This window comes from Aureibaculum marinum, assembly GCF_003813905.1.
In the GTDB taxonomy this organism is placed as follows: domain Bacteria; phylum Bacteroidota; class Bacteroidia; order Flavobacteriales; family Flavobacteriaceae; genus Aureibaculum; species Aureibaculum marinum.
On record NZ_RPFJ01000002.1, the window covers coordinates 71,596 to 87,051 of the forward strand.

A 15,456-nucleotide genomic window follows, 5' to 3' on the forward strand; every position below is an offset into this window, starting at 1 on the left:
TTTATTTTATTATGCAAGCTTTACTAATAATAGATGTACAACCTGATTTTATGCCTAAGGGTAATTTACCTGTACCTGATGGTGATACTATTGTACCTGTAATAAATCAATTACAACCCTATTTTGATTTGGTAGTAGCAACACAAGATTGGCACCCAAAAAATCATATTAGTTTTGCTGGAAATCACAAAAACAAGAAAGAGTTTGAAGTTATAAATTTAGAAGGAATACAACAAACTCTATGGCCAATACATTGTGTTCAAAATACAATTGGTGCGGCTTTACACCCAAATCTTAAAAGTGAATCTATAGAAGCCATTTTCAGAAAAGGAACATCTATAACTATTGATAGTTATAGTGCATTTTATGATAATGCACATTTAAAATCTACAGGACTAACAGGTTACCTAAAAGACAAAGGTGTAACTGAAATATATTTTAGTGGTTTAGCTGCAGATATATGTGTGTATTTTTCAATTATTGATGCCCTAAATGAAGGCTTTAAATGTAATATAATTACCGAAGCTGTAAAACCTTTAGACCTTGAAGTATATAAAAAACAACAACTAGAATTACTAAAAAAAGGCGTTCGGTACATTTCAATTGATGAGTTTCTTCAAAATAAAATGTCATAAAAAACTAAATTTATCATTCTAAATAAAAACTTACCTCTTTTTTTTAAATAAAAAATACTAATTATAAAATAAAACTTTCTAACGCCAATTGGTATCCTTTTAATCCAAAACCGATTATAATTCCTGCAGCATTTGCAGAAATATAAGAATGATGTCTAAACTCTTCACGAGCATGCACATTAGAGATATGCACCTCAACAACAGGACTTTCAACAGCCTTTATTGCATCACCAATACCAACAGAAGTATGCGTATATGCAGCGGCATTTAAAATAATACCATCGTAATCAAAACCAACTTCATGTAGTTTATCTATAATTTCACCTTCAATATTTGATTGAAAATATGAAAGTTCAATGTTTGTATATTGTTTTTTTAAACTTTCAAAATATTCTTCAAAAGAAGCATTACCATAAATAGTAGGTTCACGCTTACCTAATAAGTTTAAATTTGGCCCGTTAATAATGATTATTTTCACTCGTTTTAATTTTTTAATTTAATATTGCAATATATAAAAAAAGCAACTATCAAAGCATGACTTGGCAAAACGCTTTACATGATTATCAACTATATTTAAAAATTGAACGAGGTTTATCTACTAATTCAGTTAATAGCTATAAAAGAGATGTTGAAAAATTAATTCGTTTTTTAGAAAAAAATGAAATAAAAACCTCTCCAATAAAAATAACAGACGAAATTTTACAACAATTTATATATAGTATTTCTAAAGAAGTTAATGCCAGAAGTCAATCAAGAATTATTTCAGGATTACGTAGTTTTTTTGATTATTTAATATTTGAAAACTACCGAGAAGATAACCCTACAGCAATATTAGAAACTCCGAAAATAGGCAGAAAACTCCCCGATACGCTGGCAATTGAAGAGATAGATTTACTGATAAGTCAAATTGATTTAAGCACCTCAGAAGGTGAACGAAACCGAGCAATATTAGAGACATTATACAGTTGTGGACTAAGAGTTACAGAATTAATTACTTTAAAAATTTCAGATTTATTTTTTGCCGAAGGTTTTATAAAAGTTACAGGGAAAGGAAATAAAGAACGTTTTGTTCCAATAAATGAAAAAACACAGAAATATATTACTATTTATATCAATCAAATAAGAAGTCATATTAACATAAAAAAAGGCTTTGAAGATACTTTATTTTTAAATCGACGAGGAAAGCAGTTAACTCGTAATATGATATTTATAATTATTAAAGAGTTGGCTCTAAAAGCTGAACTTGGTAAGACCGTTAGTCCACATACTTTTAGGCACTCATTTGCTACACATTTACTAGAAAATGGAGCTGATTTACGTTCTATTCAGCAAATGCTAGGACATGAAAGTATTACTACTACAGAAATTTATATGCATATAGATAAAACATTTTTAAAAGAAGTAGTAGAAAAATACCATCCGAGAAATTAACCTACTCTTACCCTTAAAATAGTATAAACACACTAGATTTACTAAAAAACTTTAATTAATTTCTCTACAAAAGTTTTTAAATTGAGAATGCAATTGTTTATAAATAGCTCCAACTTTTCCGTTTCCAATAATTTTATTATCAATTTGTACAACGGGCATTAATTCTTTACTAGAACTTGTAATAAAAACTTCATCAGAATTATATAACTCATCAATAGTAATATCTGACAGCACTATTGACTTATTTAAGGTTAGTATTTTTTTTCGTGTAATACCTTCTAATACATTTTTTTTAGGCGTTGTTATAATTCCATTTTTAATACAAAAAACATTAGCTCGTGATGTTTCTGTAATATAATCTGTATGATATAAAACATCTGTAGCATTACACATTTTCAATTCCTTATGAAGCATTTGAGGAAAAAAGTAATCCGTACTCTTAATTTTCGGAAAACTTCTCTGATGTTTTTTGCTAATTAATTTTATACCTTCTGTATAATCCTTTAAACTACCTACTTTTAAAACACCTGCTAAGATAATTAGAGTTGACGATTCTAGCGTTCCAAAATTAGAAGATGAACCTCCAGTTAGCGTAATTCTAATGTATCCTTGAGATATTTTATTAATTTCCTGAAGCTCTAAAACCTTGTTTCGCAAGTCTTCTTTAGAATATGAATTTGGTATGTTAGCAAGAGTAATAGAACTAACAAATCTATCTAAATGATCGTCTAAAAAACGAAACTGACCATTCACTATTCTAAAAAAGTCAAAAACAGCATAAGCTCTATTTAAACCGAGATCATAAGCACTTATTTGAGCCTTATTACAATCAATCAGTTTATCATTTATATAACCTTTCAAAATAAATAATGATGATTATAGAAAATATCAGTCAGACAAAATAAATTTTGTATTGATAAAATCTCTATGTTAAAAACTACTTTTAGTTATTTTATTTAGCAATATTTACAGCTCTAGTTTCTCTAATTACGGTTACCCGAACTTGACCAGGATAAGTCATGTCATTTTGTATTTTTTGAGAAATATTAAAAGATAATTCAGAAGCTTTTACATCATCTACTTTTTCACTTTCAACAATAACACGTAATTCTCTACCTGCTTGAATCGCATAGGCTTTTTGAACTCCATTAAATCCAAACGCCACATTTTCAAGATCTTTTAATCGTTGAATATAAGAGTCTAACACTTGTCGACGAGCTCCAGGACGAGCACCTGAAATAGCATCACAAACTTGAACAATTGGAGCAAATAAAGATTTCATTTCAATCTCGTCATGATGGGCTCCAATAGCATTACAAACATCTGGCTTTTCGCCATACTTTTGAGCCCATTCCATACCTAATAAAGCATGTGGCAATTCACTTTCCGTTTCTGGAACTTTACCTATATCATGTAATAATCCAGCTCTTTTAGCAACTTTAGGATTTAACCCTAATTCTGCCGCCATTAAAGCACAAAGATTAGCTACTTCACGAGAGTGTTGTAATAAATTTTGACCATAAGAAGAACGGTATTTCATTCTACCTACAACTTTTATCAATTCAGGATGCAACCCATGGATACCTAAATCAATTACTGTACGTTTACCTACTTCAATAATTTCTTGATTAATTTCTTTTGAAGTTTTGGCAACAATTTCTTCAATTCTAGCAGGATGAATTCTACCATCAGTTACTAATTTATGCAATGATAATCTAGCAATTTCTCTACGAATTGGATCAAAACAAGAAAGAATAATAGCTTCAGGAGTATCATCAACAATAATTTCAACTCCAGTAGCCGATTCTAAGGCACGAATATTTCTACCTTCTCTACCAATAATTCTACCTTTAACATCATCAGATTCTAAGTTAAAAACAGAAACACAATTTTCAACAGTCTGCTCTACACCAATACGCTGAATTGTACTTAAAATTATTTTTTTAGCATCGTTTTGAGCCGTTAATTTGGCCTCTTCAAGTGTATCTTGAATATAGCTCATTGCATCTGTTTTGGCCTCTTCTTTTAAAGAACTAACTAACTCTTTCTTAGCTTCTTCTGCAGAAAGCCCTGAGATAACTTCTAAATGCTCAACTTGTTTTTTATGTAATTTCTCAGCTTCAGCCTGTTTCTTTTCTAAAAACTCTATTCTATAATCATAATCAGCTACTTTTTCTTCTAATTTCTTATTAAGTTTAGCTGTTTTATCAAGTTCTTGAGCGACTCTAGATTCCTTCTCTCTAACTCTCTTTTCGGCATCAGATACTTTTTTATCTCTACTCAGAATCACCTTTTCGTGTTCTGCTTTTAATTCGATAAATTTCTCCTTAGCCTGTAATACTTTATCTTTTTTTAATACTTCAGCGTCTGTTTTAGCTGTTTTTATAATTGATGAGGCTTGCATTTTTGCATCTTTTAATATTGCAGATGCTTTGTTTTTTTCAAGGGCTTTTGCTATAAAAAAACCGATTATCAAACCTACAACAATACCAACTATTATTGGCAATATTATTCCGTCCATTGTTTTAGTTTTAGGTAAATTGGTAATATTTAAAATACAAATCAAAAAAATTGAAATGTATTCAAAAAAAAAAGCCTACATCTAGAATGGTTTTTTAAACTCCTTGTAAGACAAGTTTAGGGCTAACTGGCTGATCAAGAATCCGCGATGGTAAATAAATTTACACATACGGCATGCTTTACTAGCTTAGACTCACCCTTTTTAAAAAAATAGTGTTGAGTTTAATGAACAAATAACTAAATGTAGGCAGTAATTGTTTTTATTTTAAAGAACGTATTATAAATAAGTATCTAAAATTGTACTCATTTCAAGTAATTTTCTCTCTATTTCTTCTCCATCCTTCTCATTATAAATACTTTTCACTTCTTGCAAAGATGCAAATTGCAATGCACACATGGCTAAAACGTCTTGCTTATCTCTAACTTCGTAATTCTCTTCAAAGCGTTTAATTAAATCATTTATTTTCTTTACAGCCTTTCTTACACCTTCTTCTTCACCTTCACTATTTATAGTTAAAGGGTAAACTCTATCTCCGATAGTTACTTTAATCTTTAACTTCTCTTCCATTCGTTTATTCACTTAACTGCAATATGCACTTATCAATCTCGCGTATTAATGTATTTATTTTTAATTTGGTTGTATGTTTATCTTCTTTGCTGCCTACAATCGCATTCGCAACTTTTAATGACTCGTATTTGCTTTCAATAGCTTTTATAGATTCTTGTCCTTGTTGAACTTCTTGAACTAATTTTTCACTTTTCTCCAACAACTGTTGGTTTTCTATCTTCAATAATTCATATTTAGTCAGTAAGTTTTCCAACTTACTTTGCAGGGAATCAACTATTTCTAAAACGTTGCTCATTAAATACAGAGATTCTAAACATTGTCAACAAATTTAGCATTCTATTTAGAATTAAACAAAGTTTTTTAAACTATTATTCCAAAATAGACTTAACACCCTAGTTACAAAGGCATTAAATAAGTCTATTTACATTATTTTTTAATTCAAATTTGAATCATTATTTTTGCCTGCATCATGAAAAAAATACTTTTACTTTCAGCATTAGTCTTAACCGTATATAAAGGATTTTCGCAAGACAATTACCCTAAAGACTATTTTGTTAACCCCTTAGAAGTTCCTTTAATATTATCAGGTACTTTTGGAGAACTTCGCACCAACCATTTCCATGGCGGATTAGATATAAAAACACAACAACGTGAAGGCTTAAATGTTGTTAGTACTGCTGATGGTTATGTTTCTCGTATAAAAATTTCACATTGGGGATATGGCAAAGCTCTTTATGTAACGCATCCCAACGGATACTCTTCCGTCTATGGTCATTTAAAAAAGTTTGCTCCTGAAATTGAAGCCTATGTTAAAAAACGTCAATATCAAAAAGAAAGCTATACCATAGAACTATTTCCAAAAGCTAATGAATTAAAAGTTAAAAAAGGTGAACTTATAGCTTATAGTGGAAATTCTGGAAGTTCTGGTGGACCACATTTACATTTTGAAATTAGAGATGGTAAAGCCAATCCAATAAATCCTATGCATTTCGGAATAGAAATTCCCGATCACAAAAATCCATTGATAAGAGCGGGTGTTGTTTATTCTTTTGGTGATTCTACGCATGTTAACGGTTCTAATACTGTTAAAGAACTAATTATAAAAAATAAGAATGGAAATTTAGTTGCTAATCCTATTGAGGCTTATGGTAAAATCGGAGTTGGTGTAAATGCCGTTGATAAACTTGACGGAGCTTTAAACAATAACGGTATTTTTAACTTACAAATGATAGTTAATGGTAAAAAAGTATATGAACATGAAGTAAGCACCTTCAGTTTTGCCGAAACGCGTTATATTAACACGTTAATAGATTATAATAGATACTTTCAAAAAAGACAAAAAATTCAAAAATGTTTTGTTGAACCTTTTAATAAACTAAGCATTTACAAAACCTTAGTAAATAACGGCTACATAACTATCAAAGATGGTTTAACTTACAATGTGGAAGTAATTACTAAAGATTTTAAAGGAAATAGCACCAAATTAATAATCCCTATAAAAGGTAAAAAAGTAGATACTATAACAAAAAAAGAGAACAAAAAAACACCTCATTTCTTTAGAGCTAATGAATTTAATAAACTTAATAAAGATAATATCAGTGTTGCCTTTCCTAAAAATAGTTTTTACGAAGACATTTATTTTGACTTTAGCTATAATGGAAAAATAGTAAAATTACATAATGCAGGTACTCCATTACATCGCAATTTTACTTTAACTTTTGACATTACTAATTATCCTGCCAAAGATAAAAGTAAGGTAATTATAGCTTCAATTAATAACAAGGGACGATTATCATACGCTTCCACCAAACGAAAAGACAACAAATTATATACTTTAAGCAAAAGTTTAGGCAATTATACTTTGGCAATTGATTCAATTGCTCCTAAAATAAGTCCAGTTAATTTTAAAAACAAACAATGGTTATCTAATTATCGCTATTTAAAATTAAAAATTACCGATAATCTTTCTGGAATAAAGTCATATAGGGGGCAAATAGACGGAAAATGGGTGTTATTTGAATATGAACCTAAAAAGAACCTATTGACTTATGATTTTAGCGACAATAAACTAGAAGGAAACAAGCACGAGCTAAAACTTACCGTTGTAGACAATGCAAACAATACTAATGTGTATATTGCATCGTTTAATACGAAGTAAGCAATCTATAATTTGAAATAGAATTAACATGTTAGCCTTTTCAGAAAATTAAATCGGTTACAGTTTAAACTATATTTCACTAAAGACAATTATTGTTGAAAGCATCAATTTCATTTATAGTTTTATTTTTTACACACTTAGCTATTGCCCAAACTGCAACAATTAAAGGTACTGTAAAAAATGAAGAAGGAAATCCTATCGAAGGTGTTTCTGTAACTTATAAAACCCAAGGAACCATAACAGATAGCAAAGGAAATTACGAACTCAAAATTCCTTCAAACCTTGAAATTACTGTAACTTTTAGTCATATTTCTTACACTACAATCACTAAAAAGGTTAATATTCCTAAAAATAGAAATCTTTATTTTTCACCCAAACTAATTACCAAAATAGAAGAAATAAAAACCGTTACAATTAGAGATAAAAAAGATGATGCAGAAGGCATTGATAAAGTTCCTATTGAAACGGTAAAAAAATTACCTAGTGCAAATGCAGGAATTGAAAGTACATTAAAAAATATTGGATTAGGTGTTAGTGGAACTAATGAATTAAGTACACAATACAATGTAAGAGGAGGAAATTATGACGAAAATTTAGTTTACGTTAATGGAATTGAAGTATATCGTCCCTTTTTAGTGCGTTCTGGTCAGCAGGAAGGGTTAAGTTTTGTAAATCCGAATTTAACCCAAAATGTAAAGTTTTCTGCAGGTGGTTTTCAAGCAAAGTATGGCGACAAATTATCTTCTGTTTTAGATATTACTTATAGAAAACCAAGGCAGTTTGGTATTGGATTTGAAGCAAGTATTTTAGGAGGAAGCTTAACTGTGGAAGGCATCTCAAAAAACAACAAGCTCTCTGCAATAATAGGTGCTAGATACAGAAACAACAGTCTTTTTGTTAACCAAAAAGATATTGAAACCAATTTCAAACCAAATTTTACAGATGTACAAACCTATGTTTCTTACCATTTTAACGAACGGTTTAATTTAGATTTTTTAGGAAATTTCTCACTAAACAATTATAAATATACACCTATTAGTAGACTTACTAAATTTGGTACCATTTCAGACCCTAAAGCTCTTGTTGTAAATTATCGAGGTAAGGAAGAAGATCAATATTTAACAATCTTTGGTGCTTTAAAAGGAACTTATTTGGTTAATGATAATCTAAAATTAGAATTAACATCATCTACCTACAATACTCAAGAAGAAGAATATTATGATATCTTAGCTTTTTATGGAATTGGCAATGTAAATTCCGATTTTGGTAGCGATAACTTTGGAGATGTTGAATTTTCACAAGCTATAGGTTCTCAGTTAGATCATGCTAGAAATGATTTAGATGCACTAATTACAAACATTCAACTTAAAGCAACTTTAAAGAAAGATAAATATCTTTTTGAATTTGGAGCTAAATATCAATTAGAAGATATAAAAGATCGAATTATTGAATGGGAGGTAATTGACTCTGCTGGTTTTTCATTACGACCTCCAAATCTTCTACCTCGTAATGACGAACCTTACAATCCATACACTGGTCCAATTGTACCATTTTCAAGTACAAGAGCAACTAACAATGTTCAAATTAATAGAGTTTCTGGCTTTGGGCAATGGAGTAAAACAACCTATATAAAAGATCATCAATTGTGGTTTAACTTAGGTGTTAGAGCACAAAATTGGAAGGTTAAAGCAGACAATATAGAAAGCAAAGAACATACCGTTATTAGCCCTAGAGCACAATTTGCAATAAAACCTGACTGGAAAAAAGACATATTATTTAGAATTTCAGGAGGTTATTATTATCAACCTCCATTCTATAGAGAGTTAAGAGATTCTATTGGAATTGTACATCCTGAAGTAAAGGCACAACGCTCTATCCATTTAGTATTAGGCAACGATCATAGTTTTCTGCTATGGAATAGACCTTTTAAGCTAGTAACCGAAGCCTATTATAAGTCCTTATCTGATGTAAATCCGTTTACAGTAGACAATGTGCAAATTCGCTATAGAGCTAAAAATAATGCTACTGCATATGCCGTAGGATTTGATGCCCGTATCAATGGTGAATTTGTAGAAGGTACAGAATCTTATTTTAGTTTTGGATATTTAAAAACAGAAGAAAATATTAATAATCAAGGCTATATTGCAAGACCTACAGACCAACGATTAAAATTTGCAGTACTCTTTCAAGATTACGTACCAAACTATCCAAATTTAAAAATGTACTTGAATATGGTATATAATACGGGCGTTCCAGGAGGTTCACCTTCTTATGCAAATCCTTATATTTTTCAAAATAGATTAAAAGATTATTTTAGATCAGATATTGGCATATCTTATGTATTCAAAGATGCAGAAAACACCACCAACATTAAATGGCTAGAAAATTTTAAAGAATTCTCATTAGGCATTGAACTCTTTAACATGTTTGATGTTCAAAATTCAATTACCAATACTTGGGTTAGAGATATTGCCTCTTCTCAATCAGTAGCTATCCCAAATTATTTATCAGGTAGAGTGTTAAATGTGAAATTAAAGATAGGATTGTAGGAATTACTTTGTTCTTCTTTTTAAATAAAAACCCTAATATTACTACTAGTAATATTTTTATTCTCAATTTTAAACCTTTCACTATTTTTATAGTCTAAGAAAAAAATTACTTTATTGATAGCAGAAATTGAACTCATATCGGAATTGAAAAATCCGCTTACGCAAGAAAAAGCGTTTAGGAAATTGATGTCTTTATACAAAGAACGTTTGTATTGGCATATTCGTAAAATAGTAATTTCACATGATGATGCTGATGATGTTTTACAAAACACCTTCATTAAAATATATAGAAATATTGATAAATTTAATGCTGAAAGTAAAATTTACTCTTGGATGTATCGAATTGCAACGAATGAAGCTATAACTTTTATTAATAAAAGAGCCAAATCTAACAATATTGATATCAGCGAACTTCAGAATAAAATGATTGAAAATTTAGAATCTGACGTTTATTTTGATGGTAATGAGATTCAATTGAAGTTACAAAAAGCCATTGCAACTTTACCTCAAAAACAACAATTAGTATTTAATATGAAATATTTTGATGCCATGAAATATCAAGACATTTCAGAAATTTTAGAAACATCTGTAGGTGCTTTAAAGGCATCGTACCACCATGCTGTAAAAAAAATTGAAAAATTTTTAACAGAATAAGTATTAAACTATTCAACAAAGATTTAGTCTAACAAATAGAATGAAAAATAATAAGTTAGAACATATTAAAAAATCTGGTTTTAAAACTCCAAAGGAGTATTTTAATACGCTTGAAGATGCAGTCTTTACAAAATTGACTAGCAACAAATTTCCTAAAAAAAGTGGAATTAAAGTTCCTGAAGGGTATTTTAATTCTATAGAAGATAATGTGTTAAACAAGATAAATCTTAAAAATAAAGAAACTGGATTTAAAATTCCTGATCACTATTTAGAAACAGTTGAAGATAATGTTTTAAAAAACATTAATAAGAAACAAAAAGACCCCAAAGTAATTAATTTTACAAGTATTTTTCTAAAAAAAATTATACCTATTGTTGCAGCTGCGTCGCTATTGCTATTTATTTTTATAAATTACAACCAATCATCTGATGTAAACTTAAATCAATTAGCTTCTAGCGAAATAGAACAATGGATTGATAATGATTTAATTACTTTTGATACCTATGAAATTACCGATGTATTTGAGGATATAGAATTAGAAGACGAGCCTATTTTTGAAGAAGAAGAATTATTAGATTACTTAAATGGCACGAATATTGAAGAATTAATACTAGAAAACTGATGCAACTAAAAAAAATAACTTTTGGAATTTTGCTTTTTGCCATATTTATAAATACGGCAACAGCACAACGTGGTTACAACAACAGGATTAAAACTTATAAAACAGCTTACATAACTGAAGCCTTAGAATTAACCGTTAAAGAAGCTGAAAGTTTTTGGCCTATTTACAATGCATACGAAGAAGAATATAGAAATATTAAAGTAGTAAAAACAAGACAATTACACAAAAAAATTAGAGATGCAGGTGGTGTAGACAACTTGAGTAAATCTGAAGCTGAAGCTATTTTAAATGAATTTTTAGAAATTGACATTAAAGCGGCCGAAGTAAAAGAAAAATTAAAAAAAGATTTATCAGGTATTATATCATCAAAAAAAATGATAAAATTATTTAGTGCAGAACAAAATTTTAACAAAGAATTACTTCAAAGGTTCAGAAATAGGGCTGGAAATCCTAATAAAAACTAAACCTCTTAGAATTTGACAGACTAAAGTTATTTCATAAATTTGCACCTGAAAAAAAGAAAAGAAAAAGATGAAAAAATTACAATTAATTGCTATTTTAAGTATTGTTATGCTATCCAGTAATGTAATGATAGCTCAATCTAAAACAAGTGCTCCAACAAAAAAAGAAACTATAAACACTTCTAAAAAAGAACCTGAAAAGATTACACATAAAGACATTGATTATTATATAATTGATGGTATATGGTATGCTAAAATTAATAATAGGTTTGTTTTAAGAACTGCTCCAAAAGGTGCTAAACTTAAAAACTTACCCAAAGGAGGTGAAGAAGTAACCTTAGCAGGCATTAAATACTATAGACTAAATGGTGTTTTTTATAAAAAAATAAAAGGAGGAATGTACGAAGTGGCTAGACCATAACTTCAGACAGTATTTTACGCGATAACAATAAAAAATCGGCAGTGGACTATATAGTCTTCTGCCGATTTTAATTTTATATTGAAAGAAAAGTAAATTTTTATAACTTCAAAAACATAAGGTGAAGCGAAACATTAACCTTGAATTTAAGATAAAAAACCTAATAATTAATAGTTTCCTTTATGTTACTAAACACAAAACATTTGATTACTTGTTCTTAATTAACAAGTTTATACATTTTTTCTCTTTGCTCTTTTATTTTTTTATCTTCGAAATACTCATCAAAAGTCATATATCTATCAATAACACCTTGAGGAGTTAATTCTATAACACGATTGGCTACAGTTTGAGCAAATTCATGATCATGTGTAGCAAACAACACGTTTCCTTTAAAGTTTTTAAGTGAGTTGTTAAAAGCTTGTATCGACTCTAAATCTAAGTGATTTGTAGGCTCATCTAACATTAACACATTAGCTCTAAGCATCATCATTCTAGACAACATACAACGAACTTTTTCTCCACCAGAAAGTACACTACATTTTTTCAAGGCTTCTTCTCCACTAAAAATCATTTTTCCTAAAAACCCACGAATATAAACTTCTTCCCTTTCCTCTTCCGTAGTGGCCCATTGTCTTAACCAATCTACTAAGTTTAAATCATTATTAAAAAAATGTGAATTTTCTAATGGCAAATAAGCTTGCGTTGTAGTTACTCCCCAAGAAAACTTACCAGCATCAGGTTCTAGGTTTCCATTTATTATTTCAAAAAATGCAGTAACCGCTCTTGAATCTTTTGAGTAAATAACAACCTTATCTCCTTTGGCTAAATTAATATTTATGTTATCAAATAATAATTCGCCATCAATTGATTTTTTTAACCCTTCAACATTTAAAATTTGATCACCCGCTTCACGTTCACGTTCAAAAATTATGGCCGGATATCTTCTGCTTGATGGCTTAATGTCTGAAATATTCAATTTGTCAATCATTTTTTTTCTACTGGTTGCTTGTTTAGATTTAGCAACATTGGCGGAAAAACGACGGATAAATTCCTCAAGTTCTTTTTTCTTTTCCTCAGCTTTTTTATTTTGTTGAGAACGTTGACGAGCTGCCAATTGACTAGATTCATACCAAAAAGAATAATTACCTGAATAATTATTTATTTTACCAAAATCTATATCAGAAATATGTGTACATACAGCATCTAAAAAGTGTCTATCATGCGAAACTACAATTACAGTATTTTCATAGTTGGCTAAAAAATTTTCTAACCATTTAATAGTTTCATAATCCAAATCGTTAGTAGGCTCATCCATAATCAATACATCCGGATTTCCAAATAAAGCTTGTGCTAGTAAAACACGCACTTTAGCTTTACCATCTAAATCTTTCATTAATGTAAAATGTTGATCTTCTTTTACACCTAAATTAGACAACAATGCGGCGGCATCACTTTCAGCATTCCAACCATTCATTTCTTCAAACTCTACCTGTAATTCACCAATACGTTCAGCATTTTCATCAGAATAATCAGCATACAAGGCATCAATTTCAGTTTTTACTTTAAAAAGCTGCTTGTTTCCTCTTAAAACGGTTTCTAAAACAGGATACTCATCGGCTGCATTATGATCTTGAGAAAGCACAGACATACGTTTCCCTTTTTCCAAAGATACACTTCCTGAAGTAGGTTCAATTTCTCCTGAAATTATCTTTAAAAATGTAGATTTCCCGGCACCATTAGCACCAATTATCCCATAGCAATTACCTTGCGTAAAATTAATATTAACTTCGTCAAATAAAACCCGTTTTCCGAATTGCACTGATAAATTAGAAACTGATAACATTATATTTTTTTTAAATTTGGTGCAAAAGTAACGAATGCAATGCTATAAAAGAAATGTACTGCATTTTAAGTTCAATATTTTAACATCCTATTAACTAACAACAATTTAATGAATAACTAACTTTGTATTGTCTAGTAAAAATTGTACAATTTGTTTAAACCATTACATTCTTTTTATTCCCTTAAATTTTCATTTTTATTGCTTTCTTACATCCTTTTTTCTGGCTGTAAGAATAAAGCAAAGACTGATGTTGCCTATTTTGGAGGACAAATTATTAACCCAAAATCTGATAAGGTATTCTTTTATAAAAATGACGAACTAATAGATTCTGCTATATTAAAAAACAATCGTTTTTTAATAAAACTAGATAATTTCTCTCAAGGACTATATACTTTTAAACATGGCGTTGAATTCCAATATGTATATATGGAATCAAATGACAGTTTACTTATTCGCTTAAATACTTGGGATTTTGATGAATCTTTGGTATTCAGTGGAAGAGGTGCTGAACGTAACAATTTTTTAATTAATCTATTTTTAGTTAATCAAAAAGAAGACAGATCTTTTTATAAATTTTATAAATTAAATGACAGTCTCTTTCAGCTTAAAATTGATTCCATTTTAAAATTAAAAAATTTACTATATGCTCAATTTAAAGATGAAGTTACGGAAAGTTCTGCGTTATTTGATAAATTAGTAACTACAGCCATTAATTATCCTCTTTACACAAAAAAAGAAATTTTTCCTCATAACCACATGAAAGCTATGCGGTCTAATGTACATCCCAAAATTCATCCTCGTTTTTTTAAATTTAGAAAAAATATCAATCTTAATGATAAAGAACTTATAGGTTTTTATCCTTATCAAAATTATGTAAGAGCATATATGCACCATTTGGCTTATGAAAAACAAGTATTAGATAGTTTTAGTAGCGATGTGGATGTTAACATGATGCAAGTTGCTCTAGAAAATATTGAAAACGAATCAATTAAGAATGAATTTTTATACATGGGTATCTGGTATACTTTATTAAATGACAATACTTCTGACTCTGAAAAAGAACGAGCGACTCGATTATTTTTTGATCATTCTACTGACAAAAAAAGTGTAGCTGAAATTTCTAATTTAATAAACGTTTCTAAAGAATTGCCTAAAGGCCATTTATTTCCAAAAATATCGCCTATTAATTATTTAGGTAAAACTGTTAATCTTAATAAAATAATAAAAAACAAGAATACAGTTATTTGTACATGGCCAACTAATTCTAGCCAAATGGACTATTTTGCAAGGCGAGTTAATTATTTAGAAAAAAAATATCCAGACTATTCTTTTATAGGCCTTACTTCAGCTTATAGCGAAGCTGAATGGAAAAACTTAATCAAACGAAAAAAATTAAACCATCACAATCAATACTATATAAATAAAGGAATTAGTTGGCTAGACATTAATTTTCCACGAGCAATTTTAATTGATAAAAATGGTTATATTCAAAATAACATGACACATTTAGCTAATAGTCAATTTGAAAAAAAATTAATTAAAACATTTAATGCCCCTCAATAACTTTAGAAAGTTATTCTAAACAATACTTTTACAA

15 protein-coding genes and 1 other RNA gene are annotated in these 15,456 nt (G+C 29.2%); 9 read left to right on the plus strand and 7 right to left on the minus strand.

Going from position 1 to position 15,456, the window contains the following annotated elements; all coding sequences use genetic code 11:
• Window positions 1–11: 11 nt before the first annotated feature.
• Window positions 12–635, plus strand: a complete 624-nt coding sequence (gene pncA / locus EGM88_RS01140; protein ID WP_123896046.1) for a bifunctional nicotinamidase/pyrazinamidase — start codon at window positions 12–14, stop codon at window positions 633–635.
• A gap of 61 nt (window positions 636–696) precedes the next feature.
• Here the strand turns inward: pncA and aroQ are convergent, their stop codons facing one another.
• Complete coding sequence (aroQ, locus tag EGM88_RS01145; RefSeq protein ID WP_123896047.1) at window positions 697–1,113, minus strand: type II 3-dehydroquinate dehydratase; 417 nt, start codon at window positions 1,111–1,113, stop codon at window positions 697–699.
• 56 nt (window positions 1,114–1,169) lie between these two features.
• Between aroQ and xerD the strand changes: the two genes are divergently transcribed.
• Window positions 1,170–2,066 carry a site-specific tyrosine recombinase XerD gene (gene xerD / locus EGM88_RS01150; RefSeq protein ID WP_123896049.1) on the plus strand — a complete coding sequence of 299 codons (897 nt, stop codon included), beginning with the start codon at window positions 1,170–1,172 and terminating at the stop codon, window positions 2,064–2,066.
• 51 nt (window positions 2,067–2,117) lie between these two features.
• Here xerD and EGM88_RS01155 read toward each other — a convergent pair whose 3' ends face one another.
• The 5 genes from EGM88_RS01155 to EGM88_RS01175 all read right to left on the minus strand — a co-directional run bounded on the left by EGM88_RS01155 (window position 2,118) and on the right by EGM88_RS01175 (window position 5,449).
• The gene (locus tag EGM88_RS01155; protein ID WP_162497519.1) at window positions 2,118–2,927 is read right to left on the minus strand and encodes an aminotransferase class IV; all 810 of its coding nucleotides are present in this window, start codon (window positions 2,925–2,927) and stop codon (window positions 2,118–2,120) included.
• Window positions 2,928–3,018: 91 nt separating this feature from the next.
• Window positions 3,019–4,587 (minus strand): ribonuclease Y, encoded by a 1,569-nt coding sequence (rny, locus tag EGM88_RS01160; protein WP_123896053.1) that lies wholly within the window; start codon window positions 4,585–4,587, stop codon window positions 3,019–3,021.
• Window positions 4,588–4,683: 96 nt separating this feature from the next.
• A non-coding RNA gene (gene ssrS, locus EGM88_RS01165) (6S RNA) lies at window positions 4,684–4,808 on the minus strand.
• A gap of 55 nt (window positions 4,809–4,863) precedes the next feature.
• Window positions 4,864–5,154 (minus strand): cell division protein ZapA, encoded by a 291-nt coding sequence (locus tag EGM88_RS01170; protein ID WP_123896055.1) that lies wholly within the window; start codon window positions 5,152–5,154, stop codon window positions 4,864–4,866.
• Window positions 5,155–5,158: 4 nt separating this feature from the next.
• Window positions 5,159–5,449 carry a hypothetical protein gene (locus EGM88_RS01175; protein ID WP_123896057.1) on the minus strand — a complete coding sequence of 97 codons (291 nt, stop codon included), beginning with the start codon at window positions 5,447–5,449 and terminating at the stop codon, window positions 5,159–5,161.
• Window positions 5,450–5,623: 174 nt separating this feature from the next.
• Between EGM88_RS01175 and EGM88_RS01180 the strand changes: the two genes are divergently transcribed.
• From EGM88_RS01180 to EGM88_RS01205, 6 genes are all read left to right on the plus strand, one after another.
• Window positions 5,624–7,312, plus strand: a complete 1,689-nt coding sequence (locus EGM88_RS01180; protein ID WP_123896059.1) for a M23 family metallopeptidase — start codon at window positions 5,624–5,626, stop codon at window positions 7,310–7,312.
• 95 nt (window positions 7,313–7,407) lie between these two features.
• Window positions 7,408–9,861, plus strand: a complete 2,454-nt coding sequence (locus EGM88_RS01185; protein ID WP_123896061.1) for a TonB-dependent receptor — start codon at window positions 7,408–7,410, stop codon at window positions 9,859–9,861.
• A gap of 114 nt (window positions 9,862–9,975) precedes the next feature.
• Entirely contained in the window at window positions 9,976–10,515 is a 540-nt protein-coding gene (locus tag EGM88_RS01190; protein ID WP_238988339.1) for an RNA polymerase sigma factor, read from the plus strand.
• Between the two features lie 40 nt (window positions 10,516–10,555).
• On the plus strand, window positions 10,556–11,137 hold the full coding sequence (locus EGM88_RS01195; protein WP_123896063.1) for a hypothetical protein: 582 nt from the start codon (window positions 10,556–10,558) through the stop codon (window positions 11,135–11,137).
• The gene (locus tag EGM88_RS01200) at window positions 11,137–11,601 is read left to right on the plus strand and encodes a hypothetical protein (RefSeq protein WP_123896065.1); all 465 of its coding nucleotides are present in this window, start codon (window positions 11,137–11,139) and stop codon (window positions 11,599–11,601) included. The genes EGM88_RS01195 and EGM88_RS01200 overlap by 1 nt, the downstream gene beginning before the upstream one ends.
• A 67-nt stretch (window positions 11,602–11,668) precedes the next feature.
• Entirely contained in the window at window positions 11,669–12,019 is a 351-nt protein-coding gene (locus tag EGM88_RS01205) for a DUF6515 family protein (RefSeq protein ID WP_123896067.1), read from the plus strand.
• 214 nt (window positions 12,020–12,233) lie between these two features.
• On the opposite strand, the gene EGM88_RS01210 is transcribed toward EGM88_RS01205, so the two are convergent.
• The gene (locus tag EGM88_RS01210; RefSeq protein ID WP_123896069.1) at window positions 12,234–13,859 is read right to left on the minus strand and encodes an ABC-F family ATP-binding cassette domain-containing protein; all 1,626 of its coding nucleotides are present in this window, start codon (window positions 13,857–13,859) and stop codon (window positions 12,234–12,236) included.
• Window positions 13,860–14,009: 150 nt separating this feature from the next.
• On the opposite strand from EGM88_RS01210, the gene EGM88_RS01215 reads away from it, so the two are divergent.
• A complete protein-coding gene (locus EGM88_RS01215; protein ID WP_123896070.1) occupies window positions 14,010–15,422 on the plus strand; it encodes a TlpA family protein disulfide reductase in 1,413 nt (470 codons plus the stop codon).
• Window positions 15,423–15,456: the final 34 nt, after the last annotated feature.

Coding starts and splice junctions, on each gene's coding strand:
- EGM88_RS01175 (WP_123896057.1), bottom strand. CDS start 5,449: ATGAGCAACGTTTTAGAAATAGTTGATTCCCTGCAAAGTAAGTTGGAA.
- EGM88_RS01210 (WP_123896069.1), bottom strand. CDS start 13,859: ATGTTATCAGTTTCTAATTTATCAGTGCAATTCGGAAAACGGGTTTTA.
- rny (WP_123896053.1), bottom strand. CDS start 4,587: ATGGACGGAATAATATTGCCAATAATAGTTGGTATTGTTGTAGGTTTG.
- EGM88_RS01195 (WP_123896063.1), top strand. CDS start 10,556: ATGAAAAATAATAAGTTAGAACATATTAAAAAATCTGGTTTTAAAACT.
- xerD (WP_123896049.1), top strand. CDS start 1,170: ATGACTTGGCAAAACGCTTTACATGATTATCAACTATATTTAAAAATT.
- EGM88_RS01200 (WP_123896065.1), top strand. CDS start 11,137: ATGCAACTAAAAAAAATAACTTTTGGAATTTTGCTTTTTGCCATATTT.
- pncA (WP_123896046.1), top strand. CDS start 12: ATGCAAGCTTTACTAATAATAGATGTACAACCTGATTTTATGCCTAAG.
- EGM88_RS01205 (WP_123896067.1), top strand. CDS start 11,669: ATGAAAAAATTACAATTAATTGCTATTTTAAGTATTGTTATGCTATCC.
- EGM88_RS01170 (WP_123896055.1), bottom strand. CDS start 5,154: ATGGAAGAGAAGTTAAAGATTAAAGTAACTATCGGAGATAGAGTTTAC.
- EGM88_RS01180 (WP_123896059.1), top strand. CDS start 5,624: ATGAAAAAAATACTTTTACTTTCAGCATTAGTCTTAACCGTATATAAA.